Genomic DNA, 20,773 nt, shown 5'->3' with positions numbered 1-20,773 from the left:
TTCAGAAGCCGGCAAAAGTCTTGCAGGATCATACAGACATCACCGAAACGGGATGCTGCCCGCTCATTATAGAGCCTGGGCAGCATCCCTTATTTGCATGTGATTTCTCTTGTCAGAATAGCCTTTACTGCTAAATTAATGACTTTAATCCGGTGCGGGGCATATAATTAACCATTTCAACACAATTAGAAACATATTTTTTTAAAATTTTAATGAAAAACATTAACAAATTGTGAGAAAAAGTCGATAATACTTTTAAATTAGTTAAAATTATTGTCGAATCGTGTATGTGCAGAAAAATACTGAAAGGCCAAATATAAGGAACGGGGTGTATGAGATGATGAGATTAGAAACACAGGACATCGTGAATATCACCAAGAAGCAAATTACCGGTATTTTTAAAATGGAGCCGGTGGAACTGAGATTTGTCAACGACTTTCAGGGTGAGCAGTATCTCTTGACCAATGATAAGCTGCATCTCAGCAACCAGCATTATTGGGCCAAAGTAATGGATTGTGTCTTCGACAGTCATGTCAGACCTGTATTGATGTGTGAGGTGCTATACTTCCTGCGGAATGAGTTTCTGGAGAGTGATATCAAGCTGATGTTTTCTTATGACTTTGCGGATGGGGCAGATGGGGCAGCGGTCGCTACTGCTGAAATCAGCTTCAATGATTCGCCGGAGCTGCAGCCGGGAGAGATTGCCGAATTGATTGATTTTGCGTTGACTTTGCAGGATAAACAGTGGTTCGAGGAACTGACTGCCAAATATAAACAGCTGACCGCTTGAATCTTATGCGGAAGGTAAGCTGCCTGAATACAATTCAAATAATAAAGCCGTCCGGGCCGCAGGGGAAGTCAGCCTGCCGATCAGGCGGCTTTTCGGTTGTATAGGAAATGATGATATTCGTCTGTCGGGGATAAAACCCGCATGATGCTTTGGATACGTTTCTTTGGGAGTTGGAGCAAATCCGCCTAAAGGACGAATTTGTCCTTGTATCAGGAATCCCGCTGAATCCGCCGAAAGCGGGCGGTAGGGGGGAAAAGGGATAAATGCCTCTGCTTCTACCGGAGGCTGCCAAAAGGAAGAAATGAGGGGCAATAGTGCCCCTGATTACACCGGGATGATGTCCAAGAGGTAGTCTGAATGGAGCAATGTGAAGTGGCCTATAATCTGCATAAGCTGCTCAGGCCGCATAAGCCCCGTCTTGATTCACCCGTTAGGGTAATTTTTTCTTTAAATATAGAAGGAATGTTTACGCCATACGTTATCCTTATACTTCCCGCTGAAACGGGAGTCGTCCCTTAAAGGACTGCATAGCCGCTTCCACTTAGGTACTGAACGTCTCCGGAGTGGACGATTCCACAGCTTCCACAGCTTCTGCAGCTGGGAGCCAGCCCAACGCTGTGCCATTCACCATCCGGGCGAGGAAGTCTATCCATTCCGGATGGTCATTCAAGCAGGGGGCGACAGTTAAATTCTCAGCCGTTCCACCGCCTGAAGCGAACAGCTCCCGGCCTTCAACAGCCAGCTCATGCAGCGTTTCCAGGCAGTCGGTTACAAGCCCCGGCGAGAAAATCATAGGCCTCCGAATTCCGCGTCCGCTGAGCTCTTTGAGCGTATGGGCAGTAGAAGGGCCGACCCATTTCTCGGGTCCGAAGCGGGATTGGAAGGAAATCTGCCAGCGTTCCGGTGCCCAATTCATAGCCTCGGCAAGCAGACGGCCGGTCTGATGGCATTGCTGCGGATACGGGTCTCCAGTCTCCGCATAACGGCGGGGTATTCCATGGAAGGACAGAATATAGTAATCTGGTTCTTCGTCCAGCTCTCCAAGCTTCCGGAGCAGCAGCGACTTCATCGCTGAGATATAGTCCGGTGCATCATAATAGGCTTCTATGAAACGCAGCGCCGGCACGAAACGCTTGGAGACCTGCCCTGAGCGGCTATCCCTTCCCAGTGCGGCGAAGCTTGCAGCTTCATAGACCGACGCAGTTGTGGTCGAGGAATACTGCGGGAACAGCGGCAGTACAATGATCCGTGTAATACCTGCAGCTTCCAGCTTGCGGAAGGCTTGCGGCATGCTTGGCTCGCTATAGGCAAGTCCTAATTCAACCTGGTAGCGGCCGCCAAGCAGGGACTGCAGCGCAGTCTGCTGAGCCCTGGAGTGGACGAGCAGCGGGGAACCTTCCTTCATCCAGATCTCCTGATACAGCTTCGCAGACCGGCGCGGCCGGGTGCGCAGAATAATCCCGCGCAGCAGAGGCTGCCAGAGCAGCGGATGATAATCAATGATTCTGCGGTCAGACAGAAAGCGCTTAAGATATGGACGAACCGCCTTGGCGCTGGGGGCGTCAGGTGTTCCAATCTGAGCAAGAATAACTCCTATAGAAGGCTGATTCATGAGCAGTAGCGGCTCCTTTTCACGAACATGACATCGTTTTAAAATATCACATTAAGGGGCTGAGTTACAATATAATCTGTCACATTAATATCATAAGACGGTGTAAATGGGAGAATTTGAGAGGGATAACAATTGTACTTTTTACGTTAATTTCGAAATAGTGATGTTTCTTATAGGGTGTGTGATTTTATATACAGAGAAAAGTGTTTCAAATTTGATACCATCAAGCCAGAAATTACCGCTAGCAACCTGAAATCCTCTTATGTGAATTAATTCACCTTTTTATGTGAATTGTTTCACCTTTTGAAAGATTGTATAAATGGATGCATCTTTTTCACACACGGGATGGGTCGCGCAGGAACGGGAAAGGGGGGATGACCTCTTATGAAGAGTCCGGGTACTCTTCGTAAGAAGGGATGGTGTGAACGGGAAGAACAGTTTAAAAGGGCTACATACTACTGGGGATATAATAAAGGAGAATACGCATTTGAAAAAACTAATTGCTTTGACTGTAAGCGCAGCCTTACTGCTTGCGCCACTCGCCTACACGATTAATGCACCAGCCTTGAACCTGAAGGTGGATGCGGTGTCGGCAGCTTCGGAGGAAGCTCCGGCAGCTACTGCCAAACCAGCTCCGAAACCGACAGCTAAACCAGCTCCTAAACCTACCGCTAAGCCAGCAGCAACACCTAAGGCAACCGCTAAGCCAGCAGCAACACCTAAGGCAACTGCTAAACCGGCAGCAACACCTAAAGCAACTGCTAAACCGGCAGCAACCGCTGCACCTGCAGCATCCGCCAAAGCATCTGCTAAACCAGCAGCAACAGTTAAGCCAGCTGCTACAGCTAAGCCTGTTGCAACAGCAGTACCAGTTACTGTTAAAGCAGCCGTGTATCAAGACGGAGTCTATGTAGCCTATGGCGATGCTTACTCCAAAGGTACTGAAGGCGCTAAAGTTACAATCAAAGACGGCAAAATTGCCGACATCGAGCTGCTGAGAACCAGCCCGAAAATTATCGACCGGAACGCCCGTGATAACTACAGCGGCGTATGGGTGGCATACGGTCTGATGAAAGACAGACTGATTGGCAAAACGAGAGACGGCGCAGCAGCTGTTGACGCTGTATCCGGCGCAACCCGCTCCAGCAACGGCTGGAAATTGTCGGTGGACAGAGCGTTCGAAAGATCGCTGCAGGATAAGCCGGCTGATGCTACTTATTTCGCCGGCGTTCACATGGGTGTAGATCCTGAAGCCAAATATGCAGTGTTTGCTACTTACGATGCAAACAAACTGACAGCAGTTAAATTGTACCCGCTGACTGCAACTGGTGATTTCGCAGATGAGAAGACTTATACTGCTGAACAAACGGCAGCGATTGCAGCAATTACACCAGTACTGCTGGCCAATGGTTCTGCTGCCAAGTCTGTAGCCGGCTTCGAAGCTGAATCCAAAGCTGCGATCAAAGCTTTCTGGGATGCTGAGCAAAATGCCAGCATCAACAACACTTCCGCTTATGTGGACGGGTTCTACTCTTCCTACGGTACAGCAAGAAGCGTAGGCGTTGAGAGAGCCGATGTTGTAATCCGCAACGGTAAGCTGGTTGATGTGAAATTGTTCAGACTTGGCACTAACCTGATTGACAGAGGCGCAACTGCTTATGCTGAAGTAGTGAAAGCAAATGCTCCTATGACTGCTAAATTGCTTGCGAACGGTTCTTATATCGCTAATTATGATGAGAAGGTAGACGGAATTTCGGGCGCCACTGAGAGCAGCCACGGCTGGAACCAGGCTGTAGAAAGAGCTTTCGAGAAGGCTCTGAAGGTATCTGCAGAAGGTAAATACTTCGACGGCAAATTTGCCGGAGTGGATAACCAGTCTAAAGTTCTTCTGCTGGCAGATGTTGCTGGCGATCAAGTAACTGCTATCAAACTGAGCCTGTTCGGTACAGACGGCAAGATTATTGCTGATGACAAGCGTACAGATGCGCAGAAATCCCTTGTTGATCAACTGACTGCCGGATTGCTTGCAAACGGCGTGGACACTGCTGATATCGCTGGCCAGGAAGCTGTATCTGCTGCAGCAAAGGCAGCACTGACTGATGCCCTGACCAATGCTTCCAAAGTACAAGGCACTTATAAAGACGGCACGTTCACCGCTTACGGCGACGCTTATGACAAGGGTACAAACAAAGCTGACGTTACCCTGCGTAACGGCAAGATCGTAAATGTTGCTCTTTCCCGTGTAGGAATGAACATGGTAGACCTGGGTAAAGCCGCTTATGCTGAAGTTCAAAAAGCAATTCCGGTGCTGACAGCTAACTTCCTGGCTGCAGGCACAAGAGAAGGCGCAGCACAAGTAGATGCTGTATCCGGCGCTACCAGCAGCAGCAATGCACTTAAAGCTGCCGTTGACAGAGCTTACGGTAAAGCTGAAGTTGTTGAAACCGAGAAGGCTGCATACTTCGATGGGATCTTCATCGGTGCTAGTGCAGACAAATCCGTCAATGTAATGGTTACTACTAAGTTCAATGTTCCAGTAACTATGGTTGTTTACTACCTTGATGATAAAGGTAAAGTAAGATATAACCTGACGGATGACGAATTGCTCGTGAAATACGAAATTGAGAATACTTCTAACGGCAAAGGACTGCACAAGTACGGATACCGTGCTGCAGCATTCGGAACGAATGATGCTCAGAAAGCAATCTCTGCCAAAGCTGTTGAAGCTATCAAAGCAGCACTTGAAGCAGCTGGAAAATAATTAAATCTAACCACAAAGGGGCGTCCTTGACCATGCAAATGGTTGGGGGCATCCCTTTTTTATTGTTGCACGAACGGGCTGCAAGGGAGGGATCGACATAATTAAGAATAGATATCGTATAGTAATTTAAAGGGATTTCGGATGTGAATGTCTAAACTTTAATATACACCGCAGGTTCAAAGCCTGTAAGTAATAGGAGGCTCCTCATGACATTAATTAAACAGCTATCCCCACAGGATGAATTCACCGGCTTCTATCTGCTTAGGGAACTTGTGCTCAAACAGACAAATGGTACTCCTCCAAAGGATTATTTTGATATTGTACTTGGTGATTCCAGCGGCCAGCTGTCGGCTAAATATTGGGATGTAAGTGTAACGGATAAAGAAACTTTTTTCCCGATGGCCCTGGTGAAGGTCCGCGGGATTGCCCATACTTACCGGGAGAAGCTGCAGGTCAAAATAACCAAAATCAGACTGGCGGATGAGTCCGATGGCGTGTCGCTTACCGAGTTCATCCGTTCAGCCCCTGTGCGTCCTGTGGATCTGATCCACACGATTAAGAATGCAATGGCCAGTATAACCGACCCGGAGGTCGCATCGATCGTTTCCTTCTGTGTGGGGAAAGTGGAAGAGAAGCTGATGCACTATCCTGCGGCCAAAACGCATCATCATGCTTATTTCGCCGGACTGGCTTATCATATGGTGCGGATGCTGGAGATCGGGGATTTCCTGTGCAAGCAGCGCCCGTTCCTGAATCCTGATCTTATGAGAGCGGGAATTATCCTCCACGATATTGCCAAACCGGAAGAAATGATCTCGCAATTCGGCATTGTGTCGGATTATAGTGTGCAGGGCAAGCTGATCGGACATATTTCGATGGCGTCGAGCTGGATTACGGAAGCGGCTATCCGCACCGGCATTGATCTGGAATCGGAGAAGGTATTGGCGCTGCAGCATCTGGTATTATCGCATCATAATCTGGGGGAATGGGGAAGTCCGGTCCAGCCCCAGACAGCGGAAGCGGTCGCCTTGCATCATATCGATGCCATGGACGCCAAGCTGCAGATGGTGGAGGATGCGCTGGATACCACTCCGGAGACGGAGGAATGGACACCGTTCATCAGGGGACTGGAGAATAAAGCGGTTTACCGTATGAAGATCTGAGGCCATGCTGTAACGCATAAGAGAATAACAACACCCCCAAGCCACGATTGCAGCTCGGGGGTATTTGTGTATGCCATAAGGGGCATGAATTCTATGAATTGCGGGCAGACGGAGGAATCCTGCCGGCTGTTCGTACTATTTCTGCCGTTTCTATTGTTACGGCTGATTCAGCTGTAGACTCAGCCGCAGCCGCAGCTTCAGGAGGTTCCACCTCAAGACCATAATGATTACACAGGGCACGGAGTCCGCCCGGGAATCCCTCTCCAATGGCAACAAATCTCCATTTGTCCTTGTACCGGTAGAATTCGCCTATGAATACTGCCGTCTCAAGGCTTAAGCCCAGGCCAAAGGGAAAAGCGGCCAGCCTGGTTCCCGTCTGGGAATCAATCAGTGAAGCGGAGGCGTTATTGATCTGGCCCGGGTTCTGGCCGGAAGCCTCCCCATAGAGTGTGAAGGTCAAAGCGATCCGCGTAATGGACGCAGGCAGCTTCGCTAATTGAAGATGCAGATGTCCCGCGTTTGGCGCAGGCTTCGAGTAGAACACAGAACCGCTGGGGTCTTCCATGTTGCCATAGAAGACAAAATCCTGATCCTGTTCGCAGCGTCCTGTGTCCCGGAGCAGGAAAGCAGAGATGTCTGGTTCCATGGCTGAAAGCGCTGGATCCCACTCCACAGACACGAGAATTCTCGAAGCACTGAGCTTGTCGCCGATATCCACCCGCTGGCCTCTCACCAGCACGGGTACAGCTTGAACTTCAGGGGCAGGCGGTGTTGTAGCCGGGAGACTTGCAGAAGAAGTCAGACGCTGAGTGGATACGAAGAGAACTCCGTGATCCGGTACAGCCTGGATTACGGGAATTCCCGTCTTCGCAGCAGTCTTCGGGGCCGCCGGTTTCTTGGCGGCTTTCTTGGGTGATGCTTTGAAGGCTGTATAACCGCCCGCATACATCGTGCCTGCCTGATAGCCCTGGCTGCCGGCTAAGAGGAGGGGATCGAACTGCTGCCACTGCTCCATCAATTTCAATAGAATGAGTGCCGAAGCTCTGGCGTCATCCAGCGCATCATGGTGCTTCAGCCTAATGCCGAAATGCTCCGAGACGACATTCAGTTTATGGGAGGGCAGCTCCTGAAGCATTTTTTTGCCCAGCAGGTAGGTACACATATATTTGAAATCCGGATAGCTGAATAACGAATCATCCAGGCAATAACGCAGAACGCTCATATCGAAGGAAGCATTATGCGCAATCACAATCTCGCCTTGCAGCAGCGGTTCAATCGTGGGCCACAGCTCTGCGAAGGTCGGTTTGCCTTTAACCATCGAGGGTGTAATTCCGTGTATCGCGATATTCATTCCGTCGAACCTCTGCCGCGGGTCAATCAGCCAGTCATATTCTGCGGTGACCACACCATTTCTAACCTGAACAAGCCCCAATGCGCAAGCGCTGGAGCGGCTGGAATTGGCTGTTTCAAAGTCTATTGCTGTAAAATCCATAGGTAAAGCCCCTTATCTATCATGTATAAGGTTCATATTAAAGGAGCGCAGAGAGAATTACAATCCAGCAGAATGTACAAAACGCAGCGGATATGGTATGCCTTATCTATGAACTGCTGGAATATGCTGCTAAACGGGGAGATGAGAGACTTGCAGCTGTTAAAAGGCCAAAAAGTAGATATTACCAAGGGTAAGGGCGTAAGTGATCTAACCATCCGGTTGCGCTGGAATACGGAGCACGCCGGAATCAGTGTGGATGCAGCCGCTTTTCTGCTGTCGGGGCAGAACCGGTGTGAACGGGACGAGGATTTCATATTCTACGGTAATCCGGTATCAAGGGATGGAATGGTAAGTCATACGACAGAGGGGGAGAACGGGGAAAGCCTCTTGATTTCATTATCCGGAATTCCGGGGCAATATGCCCGGATTGCAGTGACATTGACGATCTACGAGGGGGAGCAGCAGAATCTGCGGATGAAGGAGCTGTCCGGACTGCAGCTGTCACTAATGGACCGCAAGAACGGTGAGGAATTATACCGCTTCGATTATGGAACGGATCTGTCCGACGAGACAGCAGTGGTAGCCGGGGAGTTGTACCGTCATCAGGGAGAGTGGAAATTCAGCGCGATCGGCAGCGGTTTTAACGGAGGCTTGGCTGCGCTCTGCAAGAGCTATGGGCTTGAGGTTGAACCGGAGGCAGGCAACGAAGCGGCAGCCGAACTATTGGAGAAGACGGAGAAGCTCGAGAAGGTATTGGAGACGGCGGAGGAGGAGGTAGAGAAAGTAGAGAATGTAGAGGAAGTAGAAAAGTCGGAGACCGTCCTTCCGCAGACTGCACCGGCCGCCGATGTCAACGTCCTGTCATCCATAGATTTGCGCAAGAAAATAGTCGGGTTCACCCTGGTCAAAAAACAGCTGACCAATGTAAAAGCCAGGGTTGGAATTGTGCTGGACATCACCGGCTCCATGAGAAATCTCTATTCCAGCGGTGTCGTACAGGAAGTGGTGGAACGTATTCTGGCCGTAGCCTGCCAATTGGATGACAACGGCTCGCTGGATGTGTGGGTGTATGATACGGAATTCAGCAGGCTGCCGCCGGTAACGGAACGGGATCTCGGGAGCTATGTCTTCAATCATATTATGAACAACGATTCAATCCATAAGTTCGGACGCAACAATGAACCGCCGGTGATGGAGGATGTGATTCAGAAATACACCCGCGAGGAGATGGATACAACTCCGGTTTTTATTATCTTTATTAATGACGGGGGCGTAGTGAAGCCAACCAAAAAAGTAATTATGGCGTCTTCCTCGCTGCCGATCTTCTGGCAGTTTGTGGGGATCGGTGATTCCGATTTCGAGGTACTGAAGAAGCTCGATACGATGGGCGGAAGGCTGGTGGATAACGCAAACTTCATCCATCTGGACCGCATAGAAGAAGTGAACGACGAGCAGCTCTATGATCAGCTGTTGAATGAATTCCCGCAGTGGCTGAAGGCGGCGAAGGCGAAGCGGATTCTCTAGCGGCGAACTACAGTATGGCGTACGCCTGTATCGTGTTCACGCTGGATAGCGTTTATTCATAGCTGTATTCACCCGTATGGCGCTCACACTGGATAGCGTTTATCTATAGCCGTATTTACCACTATAGCGCTCACCAATGATGACCTTCACACTTTATAGGCATTATTGTTGTACTTTTTACAACTTTGACTCGCAGATAGTTGGGCGTTTGGGAAGATTGTTGTATGAAATACAACAATCTTTCCCGCTAAGCGGCTTAGAGGAGGAGGAATGCTGTATTTTATACAACAATTTTGGATTAGGGCTGAGATTATGAGGAAAATGTTGTATTTTGTGCAGGATTTTTTAAATACCCCGGATTTCCACCATGATTGGCAGATCTCCACCATAATTAGCATATCTCCATCACAATCACAGGACCTCCACTACTATCAGCGGCTAAAATAAACCAAACCCCCCGGCCTGGACGGAGCTATAGGCTCCTGCCCAAAATAAAAGTCTGCCTATCAGCGCAGCTAAGTACTCCTGCTCGGGTTTTATCCTGCAGGCGGGTTTCTTTCAGCACAACCTCCGCATACTTTATCCTTATATTCCCGCTGGAGCGGTTACCGTCCCCTAAAGGACGGCGGGACGTTTCCGCTCAGCTGTGGAGGTGGAGGTTCGTTGCGTCTGCAGGCCCGCGGAGACGGGCAGCTCCAGGCGGTATCCTTTGACCAGCGTGTCCCCGTTCTTAATATCCGTTTCATAAGCACGCTGGAAGCCGAGCTTCTCGTACAGCTTGATCGCGGATACCATCATATCTGAAGTATGAAGATTCAGGCTGGCTGCTCCAAGCAGCATGGATTGTCTGGCGGCCTCGCTGATCAGCAGTCTGGCAACCCCGCGTCCACGGACAGCCGGAGAAACAGCGAGCAGACGGATGATTGGCGTGTGGATACCCAGCTCCGGCCTGCCGTAAGCGGCCTCTGAAGAGGTGAACAGCAGCACACTGCCTATGATCTGCCCATCCAGCTCCGCTACAATCCGCGAGACTGGAGCGATGCCATGGACGGAATCGAGAATGGAGTCGCGGTACTGCGCCCAAAAAGGTTCGGGCAGCACGGCTGAATATTCGCTGTAAGCCTCAAGCAGAACTCCTGCGATAGCCTCGCGGTCAGCATCTGCGGCTTCACGGATTACAATTTCTGCGGAATGATTCATCGGGTACCTCCTGTTCAGAAATGGGATGTGACGCTTATTATAATCCACAATTCCGACGAACATAAGAGGAATTTAATAAAACCGATTAACAGATAGAAAAGTTCTATCTGGTTTTGTGATCTATGTAATGGTTTTTGCTGTATATTACACGATGAGTCGGTTGACAAAAAAAGGGCCGGTGACTAAGATATAAACAAAATCTATACATACGTACGGCATTAATTCCATGTTAATCGATTGGAATAGTTAATTTAAATAAAGTTGTGGAGGAGGACTACACATGAATATCGAGAACATTGAAGCCTTTGTCTACATCAACCACTACGGAAGCTTCAACAAAGCGGCAGATGTACTCTACATCTCCCAGCCGACAGTAACGGCTCGCATCCAGTCGCTTGAACGGGAGCTGGACTGCAGAGTATTCGACCGGCTGGGCAAGCAGATTAACCTTACGGATAAAGGACGCCAGTTCCTTCCTTACGCGCAGCAGATTTTGCAGGTCTACCAGAACGGCAAACATCAGATCCAGTCCAAGGGCCAAATTCCGGATGAACTGAGAATCGGCAGCACGGTGTCGGTCTCCAATTATCTGATGCCGCAGCTCCTGCTGCATCTGAAGCGGAAATATCCGCAGGTCCACTTTAAACTGACGACCTCATCCACCGATTCATTAATTGAGAAGCTGAAGGCGAAGGAGATTGATCTCGCTTTTATCCGCAAAGTGGTCAATCCGGCCATTCAGTCGTTCCCTTTCTGTGAAGATCCGATCTCGCTGTATGTATATGCCGGTCATCCGCTGGCCCGCCAGGGCCGTGCCTCTATCCAGGAGATCCGTGAGGAGACTCTCGTATTCTTCGAGTGCGGTTCGCTGGACTGGATGCGCCTGCACCGGGTATTCGAGAGCATGGAGCAGCCGCCGGACATTGTGTATCAGGTGGATAATCTGGAGACGGCCAAGAAGCTGGTGCTGAGGCAAGCGGGGATTTGCTTCCTTCCGGCCCTCAGTGTGCAGGAGGAAGTGGAGGCAGGAACGCTGATCAGGGTGGATGTCGCCGAGACGGAAGGGATTTCCCTGAGGACCAGCCTGATCTCGCTGAACGGGGAGAATGCGGAATTCATTGAGTCGCTGCTGGAACTGGCGGTGGGCCGCAGCAAGCCGGATCGACTTCTTGTATAACAGTATTAAAAAACTCTATTAGCGCATGGCTGCATGCAGTGATAAAGTTAATTGCATATAATAACCACTAAACAGATATGAATTATATAAATTGAGAAACGGGGGCACGAAATGAGCGAGGTATACCGGCAGGCCGGAGAGAAGGATGCCCAGCAGCTGCTGGATGTGACCTATCGTGCCTATCAGCTGATCCGCGAGCTTGGACTGCACTGGCCGGCGGCAAACGCCGATTTGGCTCTAATTCAGGATAACATCGCCACCAATGAATGTTATGTGCTGGAGATCGACGGCAACGTGGAGGCGACGATCACCCTCTCGAAGAGCGGAGAGGTCAAGGCGGTAACCGAGCTGCCTTTTGTGAAATGGTTCGCAGTGAATCCCGAGCGCAGCGGCAAAGGTTACGGCGGGAAGCTGCTCGACTGGGTGGAGGAGCATATTATTCACGGCAAGCTGGGGGCTTCCGCTGTAACCCTGGCTACGGCGCAGAAGCATCCCTGGCTGGTTCCCATGTACGAACGCCGGGGGTATGAACGGATTCTGGAGCTGGATGCACAGAATGGTGACGGCATTATGTATCTGATGAGAAAGACACTTACCGCTCAACCATACTACAACCTAAAGGGGATAGAGAGATGAAAAAGACCATTTCGCTCACAACTGCATTGGCATTGACGCTGGTGATCGCCGGCTGCGGCAGCAATAACAGCGCGAACAGCAGCAGCAGCGGGAATGTGGCGGAAGCAGCACCGCAGACCAGTGCGGAGGCAACGACTGCAGCCGCAGAACCGGCAGAGGTGACCAAGATCGTGGTCGGCACAGGCACCGCTTTTCCGAATGTCTGCTTCATTGACGAGAACGGCAAGCTGACCGGGTTCGATGTAGAGCTGCTGAAGGAAATTGACAGCCGTCTGCCGGAGTATGAGTTCGAATTCCAGACGATGGACTTCAGCAATCTGCTGCTGAGCCTGGAGACCAAGAAGATTGATCTGGTAGCCCATGTTATGGAGAAGAACCCGGAGCGGGAGCAGAAGTATTCTTTCAACAAAGAAGCTTATGCCCACTGGAGAAACCGCATTATTGTAGCCAAAGGCAATGATTCGATCCAGACGCTGGACGATCTGCAAGGTAAAAAGGTGCTGACAGGCGCAACCAGCGCACAAGCGCAAATTCTCGAGAATTACAACAAGGAGCACGGCGCGGATTCGATCAAAATTGTCTATCAGAACGGTGCGGCCAACGATACGGTGAGCCAGATTGATTCGGGCCGTGTGGATGCTACGCTCGCTGCGGATTTCGTACTGCCGATTATTGATCCGCAGAGCAAGCTGCAGGCGGTAGGTGCTGAGCTGTCCTCCGCTGACATTCTGTATGTGTTCCGCAAGGATGATGCCCCGTCGCAGAAGCTGTCGGATGCCATTGACGGAGTGGTCGCAGAGCTGAAGGCAGACGGCACGCTGGGCAAAATAAGTACGCAGTGGCTGGGGGCTGACGTCACCACATCCGCGGTTCAATGATGAGGCTGCCGTTATAGCGGAGAAGGAGGGGCAGGATGGGAGCACCGTTTGATCTTAGTTTTGTATTCTCTTTTCTGCCTAAGCTGCTGACTACGCTGAGCACAACACTGCTGATCGTAGCCTGTTCGCTGCTGGCAGGTGTGATTGTCGGATTTATCATTGCCCTTCCCCGCCTCTACAAGGTGCCGGTCCTGAAGACCTGCGCAGAGGTGTACATCTCATTCTTCCGGGGGACGCCGATTCTGATCCAATTGTTCCTGTTCTATTACGGTCTGCCCGAGGTGCTGAAGCTGGTAAATCTCGATATGACGCGGACGCCGGTGCTGGTATTCGTAATTCTGACCTACGGCCTGCATACGGGAGCTTTCATGTCGGAGATGATCCGCGCTTCGGTAACGGCTGTCGATAAAGGCCAGGTGGAAGCGGCTTACGCCACGGGGATGACCTCTTATCAGGCTTTTACCCGGATCGTATTGCCCCAGGCACTGGGGATTGCCATTCCGGTGTTCTCGAACCTGGTCATTGCGCTGCTGAAGGATACTTCGCTTGCGTTCACGCTGGGCGTGATGGAGATGACGGGTAAGGCGCAGACTTTGGGCAGCGTGACCCAGCATTTTATTGAAACCTATATTGCACTTGCACTTATCTATCTCGTGATTAGCTTTACGATTGAGAAGCTGCTGCTGGTGGCGGAACGCCGGTTACTCCGTCATGAAGACCAGGGCAGTCCGGTGAAGCGGAAATTCAGTCTGCAGAAAAAAGCGTCCTACCGCCATATCATTGCGGACATGGGACCGGGTAAAGGAGGCGGCGCGTAATGAAGCTGGACCCATCGTTTATCTGGACGGCGTTCCTGCAGATTCTGGGTGCCATTCCTACAACGCTGTATATCACGGTAGTCTCAGTATTGGCCGGTTTCGCGATTGGAATTGTGGTGGCACTGGTCCGGATTTATAAAGTACCTGTCCTGTATCCGCTGGCGGTGGGGTATGTCACCTTCATCCGCGGCACCCCGATGCTGACGCATCTGCTGCTGATCTATTTCGGGCTGCCGATGATTATCGACGGGCTTGCTGTACAGTTCGGATGGAGCTTCCGCTCGGTGTCGATTCCGATGATCGGCTTCGCCTACATTTCCTTCTCCATTACAGCAGGAGCCTATATGTCCGAGGTGGTCCGTTCCGGCCTGCTGGCGGTGGACCGCGGTCAGATCGAAGCTGCACATTCCATAGGGATGAGTACTCCCCAGGCGCTCCGGCGGATCGTATTCCCCCAGGCGCTGGCGGCGAGCCTGCCCAATCTGTCGAATTCCGTGATCGGAATGCTGCACGGGTCTACGCTTGCTTTTACCGTATCGGTCGTGGATATCAATGCCCAGGCGCAAATCGTAGCTTCGACAAACTGGAAATTCTTCGAGGCGTATCTGGCGGCGGCGCTGATCTTCTGGGGGCTGACCTTCCTCATTGAGCGGGCCACCGCCCTGATCGAAAAACGGATAAATCTGTATAACCGGGGTGGAGTCGCATGATTAAGCTGGAACGTATATCGAAGTCTTTCGGGCGCCATCAGGTACTGAACAATATTGATCTGAAGGTGTCCAAAGGGGAGGTTGTCGTCATTCTCGGCCCCAGCGGTTCCGGCAAAACAACCCTGCTGCGCTGTGTGAATTATCTGGAGAAGCCAAGCGGCGGCGAAATCTCGATCGGTGAGTTCAAGCTGGACTGCCGGCATGCCCGCAAAAAGGATATTCACCAGCTGCGGCAAAAAACGGCCATGGTCTTCCAGCAATACAATCTGTTCCGCCACAAAACGGCGCTGGAGAATGTGATGGAAGGGCTGCTGATCGTCAAGAAGCTTCCGAAGGAGGAAGCACGGAAGAGAAGCATCGCACTGCTGGAAAAGGTCGGCTTAGCAAGCAAGCTGGATGCCTATCCAAGCCAGCTGTCCGGCGGCCAGCAGCAGCGGGTCGGCATTGCCCGGGCGCTGGCGCTGGAGCCGGAAGTGATTCTGTTCGATGAGCCGACCTCTGCACTCGACCCGGAGCTGGTTGGCGAAGTGCTTGCGGTGATCCGCAAGATTGCCAAAGAAGGGATAACGATGATTGTGGTGACGCATGAGATGGGTTTTGCCCGCGATGTGGCGAACCATGTGGTGTTCATGGACGGCGGCGTGATTGTAGAAGAAGGCACACCCACCGAGGTGTTCAACCATCCGCGTGAAGAAAGAACGAAGCAGTTCCTGAAGCGGATTACGCCGGAGCTGAACTATTCCATCTAGGAGGCATAACTATGGCGATTACAATCAGCGTTTTGGATCAAAGCCCGATTTATCCGGGAGAGACGCCGGAGGAGGCCTTTCAGCATACCATCAAGCTGGCGCAGCTGTCGGAGCGTCTCGGCTTCCGCCGGTTCTGGGTATCCGAGCATCATGATTCCGAGCAGGTGGCCGGTTCTTCACCGGAGGTGCTGATCTCGCATCTGCTGGCCAAGACTGAGAGTATCCGCATCGGGTCCGGCGGGATTATGTTGCAGCACTACAGCCCTTATAAGGTGGCTGAGAACTTCAACGTGCTGGCTTCGCTGGCGCCGGGCCGTGTAGATCTGGGCGTCGGGCGTGCTCCCGGCGGGCTGCCGCGCAGTACGCAGGCGCTGCAGCAGGGAGGCGGCGAGGCTCCTTCACTGACCGATAAAATCATAGAGCTGGAGAAATATGTACATAACCGGCTGGAGGAGGATCATCCGCTCACCGGGCTGAAGGCTGGCCCGCTGCCCGGAACTCCGCCGCAGCTGTATTTACTGGGGGCCAGTGTCGCCAGTGCCGAAATCGCTGCGGAATTGGGGCTGCCGTATGTGTTCTCTTTGTTCATCGGCGGCGATCAGGCCGTTGCCCTGGAAGCGGTGCGTGCTTACCGCAGCGGCTTCAATACCAGCAGCGGGAAGGAGCCGCAAGTGATTATCGCGCTGGCTGTAATCGTGGCCGATACGGAAGAGGAGGCCAAAGAGCTAGGCGGAGCGCATAAGCTGATCCGCATTCAACTCGCCAGCGGGAAGAAGCTGACGGTGGCCACCCGCGAGCAGGCGGAGGAGTTCACCCGCCAGACCACGGAGCCTTACACCCTGGAAGAACGGGAGCCGGAGGTTACCAAAGGAACGAAGGAAAGTGTCCGCGGGCAGCTGCTGGCGTTGGCTGAGGCATCCGGGGTGGAGGAGTTTATTATCACGACCAATGTGCAGCCCTTTGACAAACGGCTGCGTTCCTTCGAGCTGCTGGCTGAAGCGCTCGCCGGGGTTCCGGCGGAGGCCTCATCATGACAAGTACAACTGCGGAATCCGCTGCACAGGCAGTTAACAGGTTATCGTTCAATGAGCGGCTGGCCCAGATCCGCCGTCATCTGCATCGGCATCCTGAACTCTCTAATGAAGAATATGAAACTACGAAATATATTACCTCACTGCTCAAGCAGGTAGGCGTGAAGATAGCAGATTACGGGCTGAAGACCGGAGTGATTGCTGAAATCGGCGGCTTGCAGGGCGGTCCGGTGATTGCCTTGCGGGCCGACATTGATGCACTGCCGATTCAGGAAGAAACCGTATTGCCTTATGCCTCGCAGGTTCCCGGCAGAATGCATGCCTGCGGCCATGACTTCCATACGGCGGCGCTGCTGGGGGCGGTTTATCAGCTGAAGGATCAGGAGAGCAGCCTGAAGGGAACGGTCCGCTTCTTGTTCCAGCCTGCCGAGGAGAAGGCAAAAGGCGCGCAGCAGATCATCGCTGCCGGAGGGCTGAATAATGTCCGCGCGGTCATCGGGATGCATAATAAGCCGGATCTGCCGGTAGGGACCATCGGTATTAAGGAAGGTCCGCTGATGGCAGCTGCTGACGGCTTCATAGCGGAGATCCGCGGGTTCGGAACCCATGCGGCAGTGCCGGAAGCCGGTATAGACCCCATCGTAGCAGCTTCCCATATCGTTACGGCGCTGCAGTCCATCGTCAGCCGGAATGTGAGCAGCCTGAACAGTGCCGTCATCAGCGTTACGCAGATTCACAGCGGGAACTCGTGGAATATCATCCCGGAAACGGCGGTGCTGGAAGGGACGATACGTTCGTTCGACGAAGCGGTGCGCGGCAGGGTGCTGAAGCGCTTCGAAGAGGTGGTGACTGGTGTTGCGGCCGCACTGAGTGCCGAAGCCAGCGTGCGCTGGATCGGCGGACCGCCGCCGGTTATCAATGACGCGCTGCTGGCCCGGCTTGGAGAAGAAACGGCCGCGGACCTTGGCTATACCTCTGTTAAGCCGGTACCATCACCGGCCGGAGAGGACTTCGCCTTCTACCAGCGGGAGGTTCCCGGTTTATTTGTCTTTACCGGCACGGCCGGAAGCCGGGAATGGCATCACCCTGAGTTCGATCTGGACGAAGCGGCTCTGCCTGTGGGTGCCGGGTTCTTCAGCAGTCTGGCGGTACGGGTGCTGGAGCATTTCGCGGCTGAAGGGGGTGCGGATCATAGCTGACCATCCCGTATATGACGTGATCATTGTTGGCGCAGGGTCGATGGGAATGAGCGCGGGTTATCATCTGGCCCGGCAAGGCGTGAGGACGCTGCTGATCGATGCCTTTGATCCGCCGCATACCGAAGGCAGCCATCACGGGGAGACCCGGCTGATCCGGCATGCCTATAGCGGAGATCCGGCCTATATTGACCTGGCGCTCCGTGCCCAGGTGCTATGGGAAGAGGCCGAAGCGGAGAGCGGGACGGAGTTGCTTGTCCCTTCAGGCGTGCTCAATCTGGCAGACAGCGGCGTCTATTCCTTCGCCGGTCGCCTGGCGGAAGCGCGTAAGCGGAAGGTCCGGGCCGAGCAGCTGGATGCGGAGGAGATCCGCCGCCGCTGGCCGGCGCTGAAGCTTCCGGAATCCTTCGAGGCGATGTATGAGCCGGATGCGGGTTACCTCTACAGTGAGCGGTGCATAACAGCCTACCGGCAGCTGGCACTGGCTCATGGTGCAGAGCTGCTGACGAACACACCTGTGCTGAATGTAACGGCCCGCGAAGGAAGTGTCACCGTTCATACGAAGAACGGCGATTATCAGGGGGCGGCTGCTGTGCTCAGCGCTGGAGCCTGGTTCAGTTCATTATCACCCTTCGTCAGCCTGCCGATTAAGGCCGTCCGTAAGGTAGTGGGCTGGTTTGGGAGTACGCCGGACTTCGAGGCCGGGAAGTTCCCAGGCTTCACGCTGGGCGCTGAGGAAGGAGGCTTCTACGGCTTCCCCAGCATCGGCGGTGCTGGACTGAAGATCGGCCGCCATGATACAGGCGAGGAATGGAGGCCCGGCGAACCGCTGGCACCGTTCGGCAGTCTGGAGAGCGATGAAGACGATCTTCGCCGTGTATTGGAGGCTTATATGCCTGGCGCAGCCGGGAAGCTGCTTAAAGGGTCCGTCTGTAAATATGAGCATACGCCGGATGAGGATTTCATTATTGACCGCCACCCGGCCTACAGCAATGTGCTGCTGGCCGGAGGCTTCTCGGGACATGGCTTCAAATTCTCCAGCGTGGTCGGGGAGATCCTCGCAGATTTGGCTGTACAGGGAAATACTAGGCAGAATATTGCGCCATTTGTGCTGTCACGCTTCCCTATCAGGCCTGACCAGCCGCAACCGAAACTTATATTGGAGGAGATCGAATGAGTAGTGTGGAGCTAACAGAGTACTTGAATACGCACGGGCAATTGATGCAGGCACTGGAAGGCTTATCCGATGAGCATCTGAAGTGGAAGGCGGAGCCGGCCAGCTGGAGCGTAACCGAGGTACTGTCACATTTGGCTGATCACAGCATTGTGGTCTCCTTCCGTATCCGTGATATTCTGGCGGATACGAAGGTGCAGCTTCCGGCATTCAATCAGGATGCCTGGGTCAGCGGGCAGCACAGCAATCTGGGTAAGGCGACAGACAGCCTGGAGCTGTTCCGCAGCCTGCTGCATTACAATAGTCTCCTGCTGGGAAGACTGACTGCCGCAGAATGGGAGAAAAGCGGGATTAATGTCAAGGGAGACACCGTCCGGATTGCCGATATCGTCCGCAGCTTCACCGCCCATGTGCAGAACCATCTGGCCCAGATCGAACGGGTCAAGCGGGGAGCAGAAGCCAGTCTCTCTGCCCAGCAAGCCACTTTGTAATGAATACACAACCTTGAGGAGGAATGAGCATGACTAAAGCGAGACAATTGAAGCTGGGAGCACTGCTGCACGGGGTTGGAGGAAGTACCTCCATGTGGCGTCATCCCGATGCGAAGCCTGATGCCAGTGTGAACTTTGAGCTATACAAGGAATGGGTGCGTAAAGCGGAGGAAGGCAAGCTGGATCTGATCTTCATTGCAGATGGTCTGTTCATCAATGAGAAGTCTATCCCTCATTTCCTCAACCGTTTCGAGCCGCTGACGATTCTTAGTGCACTGGCGGCGGTCAGTAGCCGTATTGGTCTGGTAGGTACCCTGTCCACCTCCTACAGTGAACCGTTTACTGTGGCCCGGCAATTCGGCTCGCTGGATGTCATCAGCGGCGGACGGGCCGGCTGGAATGTGGTGACCTCACCGCTTGAAGGCTCAGCTCTTAACTACAGCAAGAAGGAGCATCCCGATCATGGCAAGCGGTACCGCATTGCCGCCGAATATCTGGAGGTAGCGCGCGGGCTGTGGGATTCATGGGAGGATGATGCATTTGTTCGCAATAAGGAGACGGGCGTCTTCTTCGATCCGGGGAAAGTGCACACGCTTGATCACCAGGGTGAATTCTTCTCTGTGAAGGGACCGCTGAATATCGCCCGCTCGAAGCAGGGACAGCCGGTTATTTTCCAGGCAGGGTCCTCAGAGGTCGGCAAAGATTATGCCTCGAGTGTAGCAGATGCCGTCTTCACGGGTCATGACACGCTGAAGTCTGCCCAGGAATTCTATAAGGATGTGAAAACCCGCGTAGCTTCGTTTGGGCGCAATCCCGAAGAAGTGCTGATCTTCCCTGGAATAGCACCGATTCTGGGAGCTACCCCTGAGGAGGCGGAACGCAAATACCAGGAGGTTGCCGGTCTGGTGACGATCGAGAATGCGCTGAACTATCTGGGCAGGTTCTTCGAGCATCATGATTTCTCGCAGTATCCGCTGGATGAGCCATTCCCGGATGTCGGTGATCTGGGCCGGAACAGCTTCCAGAGCGGCACGGACAAAATCAAAAAGGATGCTAAAGAACAGGGCTTAACTCTGCGGCAGGTAGCCTTGCAGTCTGCTACGCCTCGCAGCAGCTTCATCGGCACGCCGGAGCAGGTGGCTGATCAGATTCAGACCTGGTTCGAGGCCGGAGCAGCCGATGGCTTCATGCTGGCAGCCGCCGTACCGAACGGGCTGGAGGAATTTGTGGATCTGGTCGTTCCGATTCTGCAGGAACGCGGACTGTTCCGCACCGAATACGAAAGCGATACGCTGCGGGGCAATCTCGGACTGCCAGTGCCGGAGAACCGTTACTCTAAGGCTTCTGAACCGGCAGGGCAGGTGTGACGCA

18 protein-coding genes and 1 pseudogene are annotated in these 20,773 nt (G+C 52.9%); 16 read left to right on the top strand and 3 right to left on the bottom strand.

What is annotated here, in order from left to right; translation table 11 throughout:
- The first annotated feature begins 337 nt into the window (after window positions 1–337).
- Entirely contained in the window at window positions 338–790 is a 453-nt protein-coding gene (locus tag MKX70_RS31930; protein WP_039301415.1) for an IDEAL domain-containing protein, read from the top strand.
- A gap of 541 nt (window positions 791–1,331) precedes the next feature.
- Here the strand turns inward: MKX70_RS31930 and hemH are convergent.
- Complete coding sequence (gene hemH / locus MKX70_RS31925) at window positions 1,332–2,402, bottom strand: ferrochelatase (protein ID WP_042233452.1); 1,071 nt, start codon at window positions 2,400–2,402, stop codon at window positions 1,332–1,334.
- A gap of 487 nt (window positions 2,403–2,889) precedes the next feature.
- Here hemH and MKX70_RS31920 point away from each other — a divergent pair, with 487 nt between their 5' ends.
- A complete protein-coding gene (locus MKX70_RS31920) occupies window positions 2,890–5,163 on the top strand; it encodes an FMN-binding protein (RefSeq protein ID WP_340841539.1) in 2,274 nt (757 codons plus the stop codon).
- A 206-nt stretch (window positions 5,164–5,369) separates the two neighbouring features.
- Window positions 5,370–6,326: a 3'-5' exoribonuclease YhaM family protein gene (locus MKX70_RS31915; RefSeq protein WP_340789554.1), complete on the top strand. Its 957-nt coding sequence runs from the start codon at window positions 5,370–5,372 to the stop codon at window positions 6,324–6,326.
- Between the two features lie 91 nt (window positions 6,327–6,417).
- On the opposite strand, the gene MKX70_RS31910 is transcribed toward MKX70_RS31915, so the two are convergent.
- Window positions 6,418–7,818: a TerD family protein gene (locus tag MKX70_RS31910; RefSeq protein ID WP_340841538.1), complete on the bottom strand. Its 1,401-nt coding sequence runs from the start codon at window positions 7,816–7,818 to the stop codon at window positions 6,418–6,420.
- Window positions 7,819–7,839: 21 nt separating this feature from the next.
- On the opposite strand from MKX70_RS31910, the pseudogene MKX70_RS31905 reads away from it, so the two are divergent.
- Both MKX70_RS31905 and MKX70_RS31900 read left to right on the top strand, forming a co-directional pair.
- Window positions 7,840–8,481 (top strand): annotated as a pseudogene (locus MKX70_RS31905) (TerD family protein); the annotation flags it as partial.
- Window positions 8,482–8,676: 195 nt separating this feature from the next.
- A complete protein-coding gene (locus tag MKX70_RS31900; protein ID WP_340841722.1) occupies window positions 8,677–9,342 on the top strand; it encodes a vWA domain-containing protein in 666 nt (221 codons plus the stop codon).
- 615 nt (window positions 9,343–9,957) lie between these two features.
- Here MKX70_RS31900 and MKX70_RS31895 read toward each other — a convergent pair.
- Window positions 9,958–10,542 carry a GNAT family N-acetyltransferase gene (locus tag MKX70_RS31895; RefSeq protein WP_340789549.1) on the bottom strand — a complete coding sequence of 195 codons (585 nt, stop codon included), beginning with the start codon at window positions 10,540–10,542 and terminating at the stop codon, window positions 9,958–9,960.
- 280 nt (window positions 10,543–10,822) lie between these two features.
- Between MKX70_RS31895 and MKX70_RS31890 the strand changes: the two genes are divergently transcribed.
- The 11 genes from MKX70_RS31890 (at window position 10,823) to MKX70_RS31840 (ending at window position 20,769) form a co-directional block, all read left to right on the top strand.
- Entirely contained in the window at window positions 10,823–11,719 is an 897-nt protein-coding gene (locus MKX70_RS31890; protein WP_042233461.1) for a LysR family transcriptional regulator, read from the top strand.
- 111 nt (window positions 11,720–11,830) lie between these two features.
- Window positions 11,831–12,355, top strand: a complete 525-nt coding sequence (locus tag MKX70_RS31885) for a GNAT family N-acetyltransferase (RefSeq protein ID WP_042233463.1) — start codon at window positions 11,831–11,833, stop codon at window positions 12,353–12,355.
- A complete protein-coding gene (locus MKX70_RS31880; RefSeq protein WP_340841537.1) occupies window positions 12,352–13,233 on the top strand; it encodes a transporter substrate-binding domain-containing protein in 882 nt (293 codons plus the stop codon). The genes MKX70_RS31885 and MKX70_RS31880 overlap by 4 nt, the downstream gene beginning before the upstream one ends.
- 35 nt (window positions 13,234–13,268) lie before the next feature.
- Entirely contained in the window at window positions 13,269–14,051 is a 783-nt protein-coding gene (locus tag MKX70_RS31875; protein WP_042233466.1) for an amino acid ABC transporter permease, read from the top strand.
- Entirely contained in the window at window positions 14,051–14,761 is a 711-nt protein-coding gene (locus tag MKX70_RS31870; RefSeq protein ID WP_039301120.1) for an amino acid ABC transporter permease, read from the top strand. Before MKX70_RS31875 ends, MKX70_RS31870 begins: the two co-directional genes overlap by 1 nt.
- A complete protein-coding gene (locus MKX70_RS31865) occupies window positions 14,758–15,510 on the top strand; it encodes an amino acid ABC transporter ATP-binding protein (RefSeq protein WP_042233468.1) in 753 nt (250 codons plus the stop codon). The genes MKX70_RS31870 and MKX70_RS31865 overlap by 4 nt, the downstream gene beginning before the upstream one ends.
- An 11-nt stretch (window positions 15,511–15,521) precedes the next feature.
- Window positions 15,522–16,544, top strand: a complete 1,023-nt coding sequence (locus MKX70_RS31860) for an LLM class flavin-dependent oxidoreductase (protein ID WP_042233470.1) — start codon at window positions 15,522–15,524, stop codon at window positions 16,542–16,544.
- Window positions 16,541–17,740: an amidohydrolase gene (locus tag MKX70_RS31855; RefSeq protein ID WP_340841536.1), complete on the top strand. Its 1,200-nt coding sequence runs from the start codon at window positions 16,541–16,543 to the stop codon at window positions 17,738–17,740. Before MKX70_RS31860 ends, MKX70_RS31855 begins: the two co-directional genes overlap by 4 nt.
- On the top strand, window positions 17,733–18,914 hold the full coding sequence (gene solA, locus MKX70_RS31850; protein WP_340841721.1) for an N-methyl-L-tryptophan oxidase: 1,182 nt from the start codon (window positions 17,733–17,735) through the stop codon (window positions 18,912–18,914). The genes MKX70_RS31855 and solA overlap by 8 nt, the downstream gene beginning before the upstream one ends.
- Complete coding sequence (locus MKX70_RS31845) at window positions 18,911–19,402, top strand: DinB family protein (protein WP_042233474.1); 492 nt, start codon at window positions 18,911–18,913, stop codon at window positions 19,400–19,402. The genes solA and MKX70_RS31845 overlap by 4 nt, the downstream gene beginning before the upstream one ends.
- Before the next feature lie 29 nt (window positions 19,403–19,431).
- Window positions 19,432–20,769, top strand: a complete 1,338-nt coding sequence (locus MKX70_RS31840; RefSeq protein ID WP_042233476.1) for an LLM class flavin-dependent oxidoreductase — start codon at window positions 19,432–19,434, stop codon at window positions 20,767–20,769.
- The last annotated feature ends 4 nt before the right edge of the window (window positions 20,770–20,773 follow it).

The sequence above is a fragment of the Paenibacillus sp. FSL R7-0312 genome (assembly GCF_038004445.1).
In the GTDB taxonomy this organism is placed as follows: domain Bacteria; phylum Bacillota; class Bacilli; order Paenibacillales; family Paenibacillaceae; genus Paenibacillus_AQ.
The sequence above is the reverse complement of the archived record's forward strand: the minus strand, read 5'-3'. Positions and strand labels throughout refer to the sequence as shown.

Bases quoted from the DNA above. Each gene is read 5' to 3' on its own strand.
- MKX70_RS31840 (WP_042233476.1), top strand. From the start codon at position 19,432: ATGACTAAAGCGAGACAATTGAAGCTGGGAGCACTGCTGCACGGGGTT.
- MKX70_RS31910 (WP_340841538.1), bottom strand. From the start codon at position 7,818: ATGGATTTTACAGCAATAGACTTTGAAACAGCCAATTCCAGCCGCTCC.
- MKX70_RS31865 (WP_042233468.1), top strand. From the start codon at position 14,758: ATGATTAAGCTGGAACGTATATCGAAGTCTTTCGGGCGCCATCAGGTA.
- MKX70_RS31845 (WP_042233474.1), top strand. From the start codon at position 18,911: ATGAGTAGTGTGGAGCTAACAGAGTACTTGAATACGCACGGGCAATTG.
- MKX70_RS31855 (WP_340841536.1), top strand. From the start codon at position 16,541: ATGACAAGTACAACTGCGGAATCCGCTGCACAGGCAGTTAACAGGTTA.
- MKX70_RS31895 (WP_340789549.1), bottom strand. From the start codon at position 10,542: ATGAATCATTCCGCAGAAATTGTAATCCGTGAAGCCGCAGATGCTGAC.
- MKX70_RS31860 (WP_042233470.1), top strand. From the start codon at position 15,522: ATGGCGATTACAATCAGCGTTTTGGATCAAAGCCCGATTTATCCGGGA.
- MKX70_RS31890 (WP_042233461.1), top strand. From the start codon at position 10,823: ATGAATATCGAGAACATTGAAGCCTTTGTCTACATCAACCACTACGGA.
- MKX70_RS31915 (WP_340789554.1), top strand. From the start codon at position 5,370: ATGACATTAATTAAACAGCTATCCCCACAGGATGAATTCACCGGCTTC.
- MKX70_RS31930 (WP_039301415.1), top strand. From the start codon at position 338: ATGATGAGATTAGAAACACAGGACATCGTGAATATCACCAAGAAGCAA.
- MKX70_RS31870 (WP_039301120.1), top strand. From the start codon at position 14,051: ATGAAGCTGGACCCATCGTTTATCTGGACGGCGTTCCTGCAGATTCTG.
- MKX70_RS31880 (WP_340841537.1), top strand. From the start codon at position 12,352: ATGAAAAAGACCATTTCGCTCACAACTGCATTGGCATTGACGCTGGTG.
- MKX70_RS31875 (WP_042233466.1), top strand. From the start codon at position 13,269: ATGGGAGCACCGTTTGATCTTAGTTTTGTATTCTCTTTTCTGCCTAAG.
- MKX70_RS31885 (WP_042233463.1), top strand. From the start codon at position 11,831: ATGAGCGAGGTATACCGGCAGGCCGGAGAGAAGGATGCCCAGCAGCTG.
- hemH (WP_042233452.1), bottom strand. From the start codon at position 2,402: ATGAATCAGCCTTCTATAGGAGTTATTCTTGCTCAGATTGGAACACCT.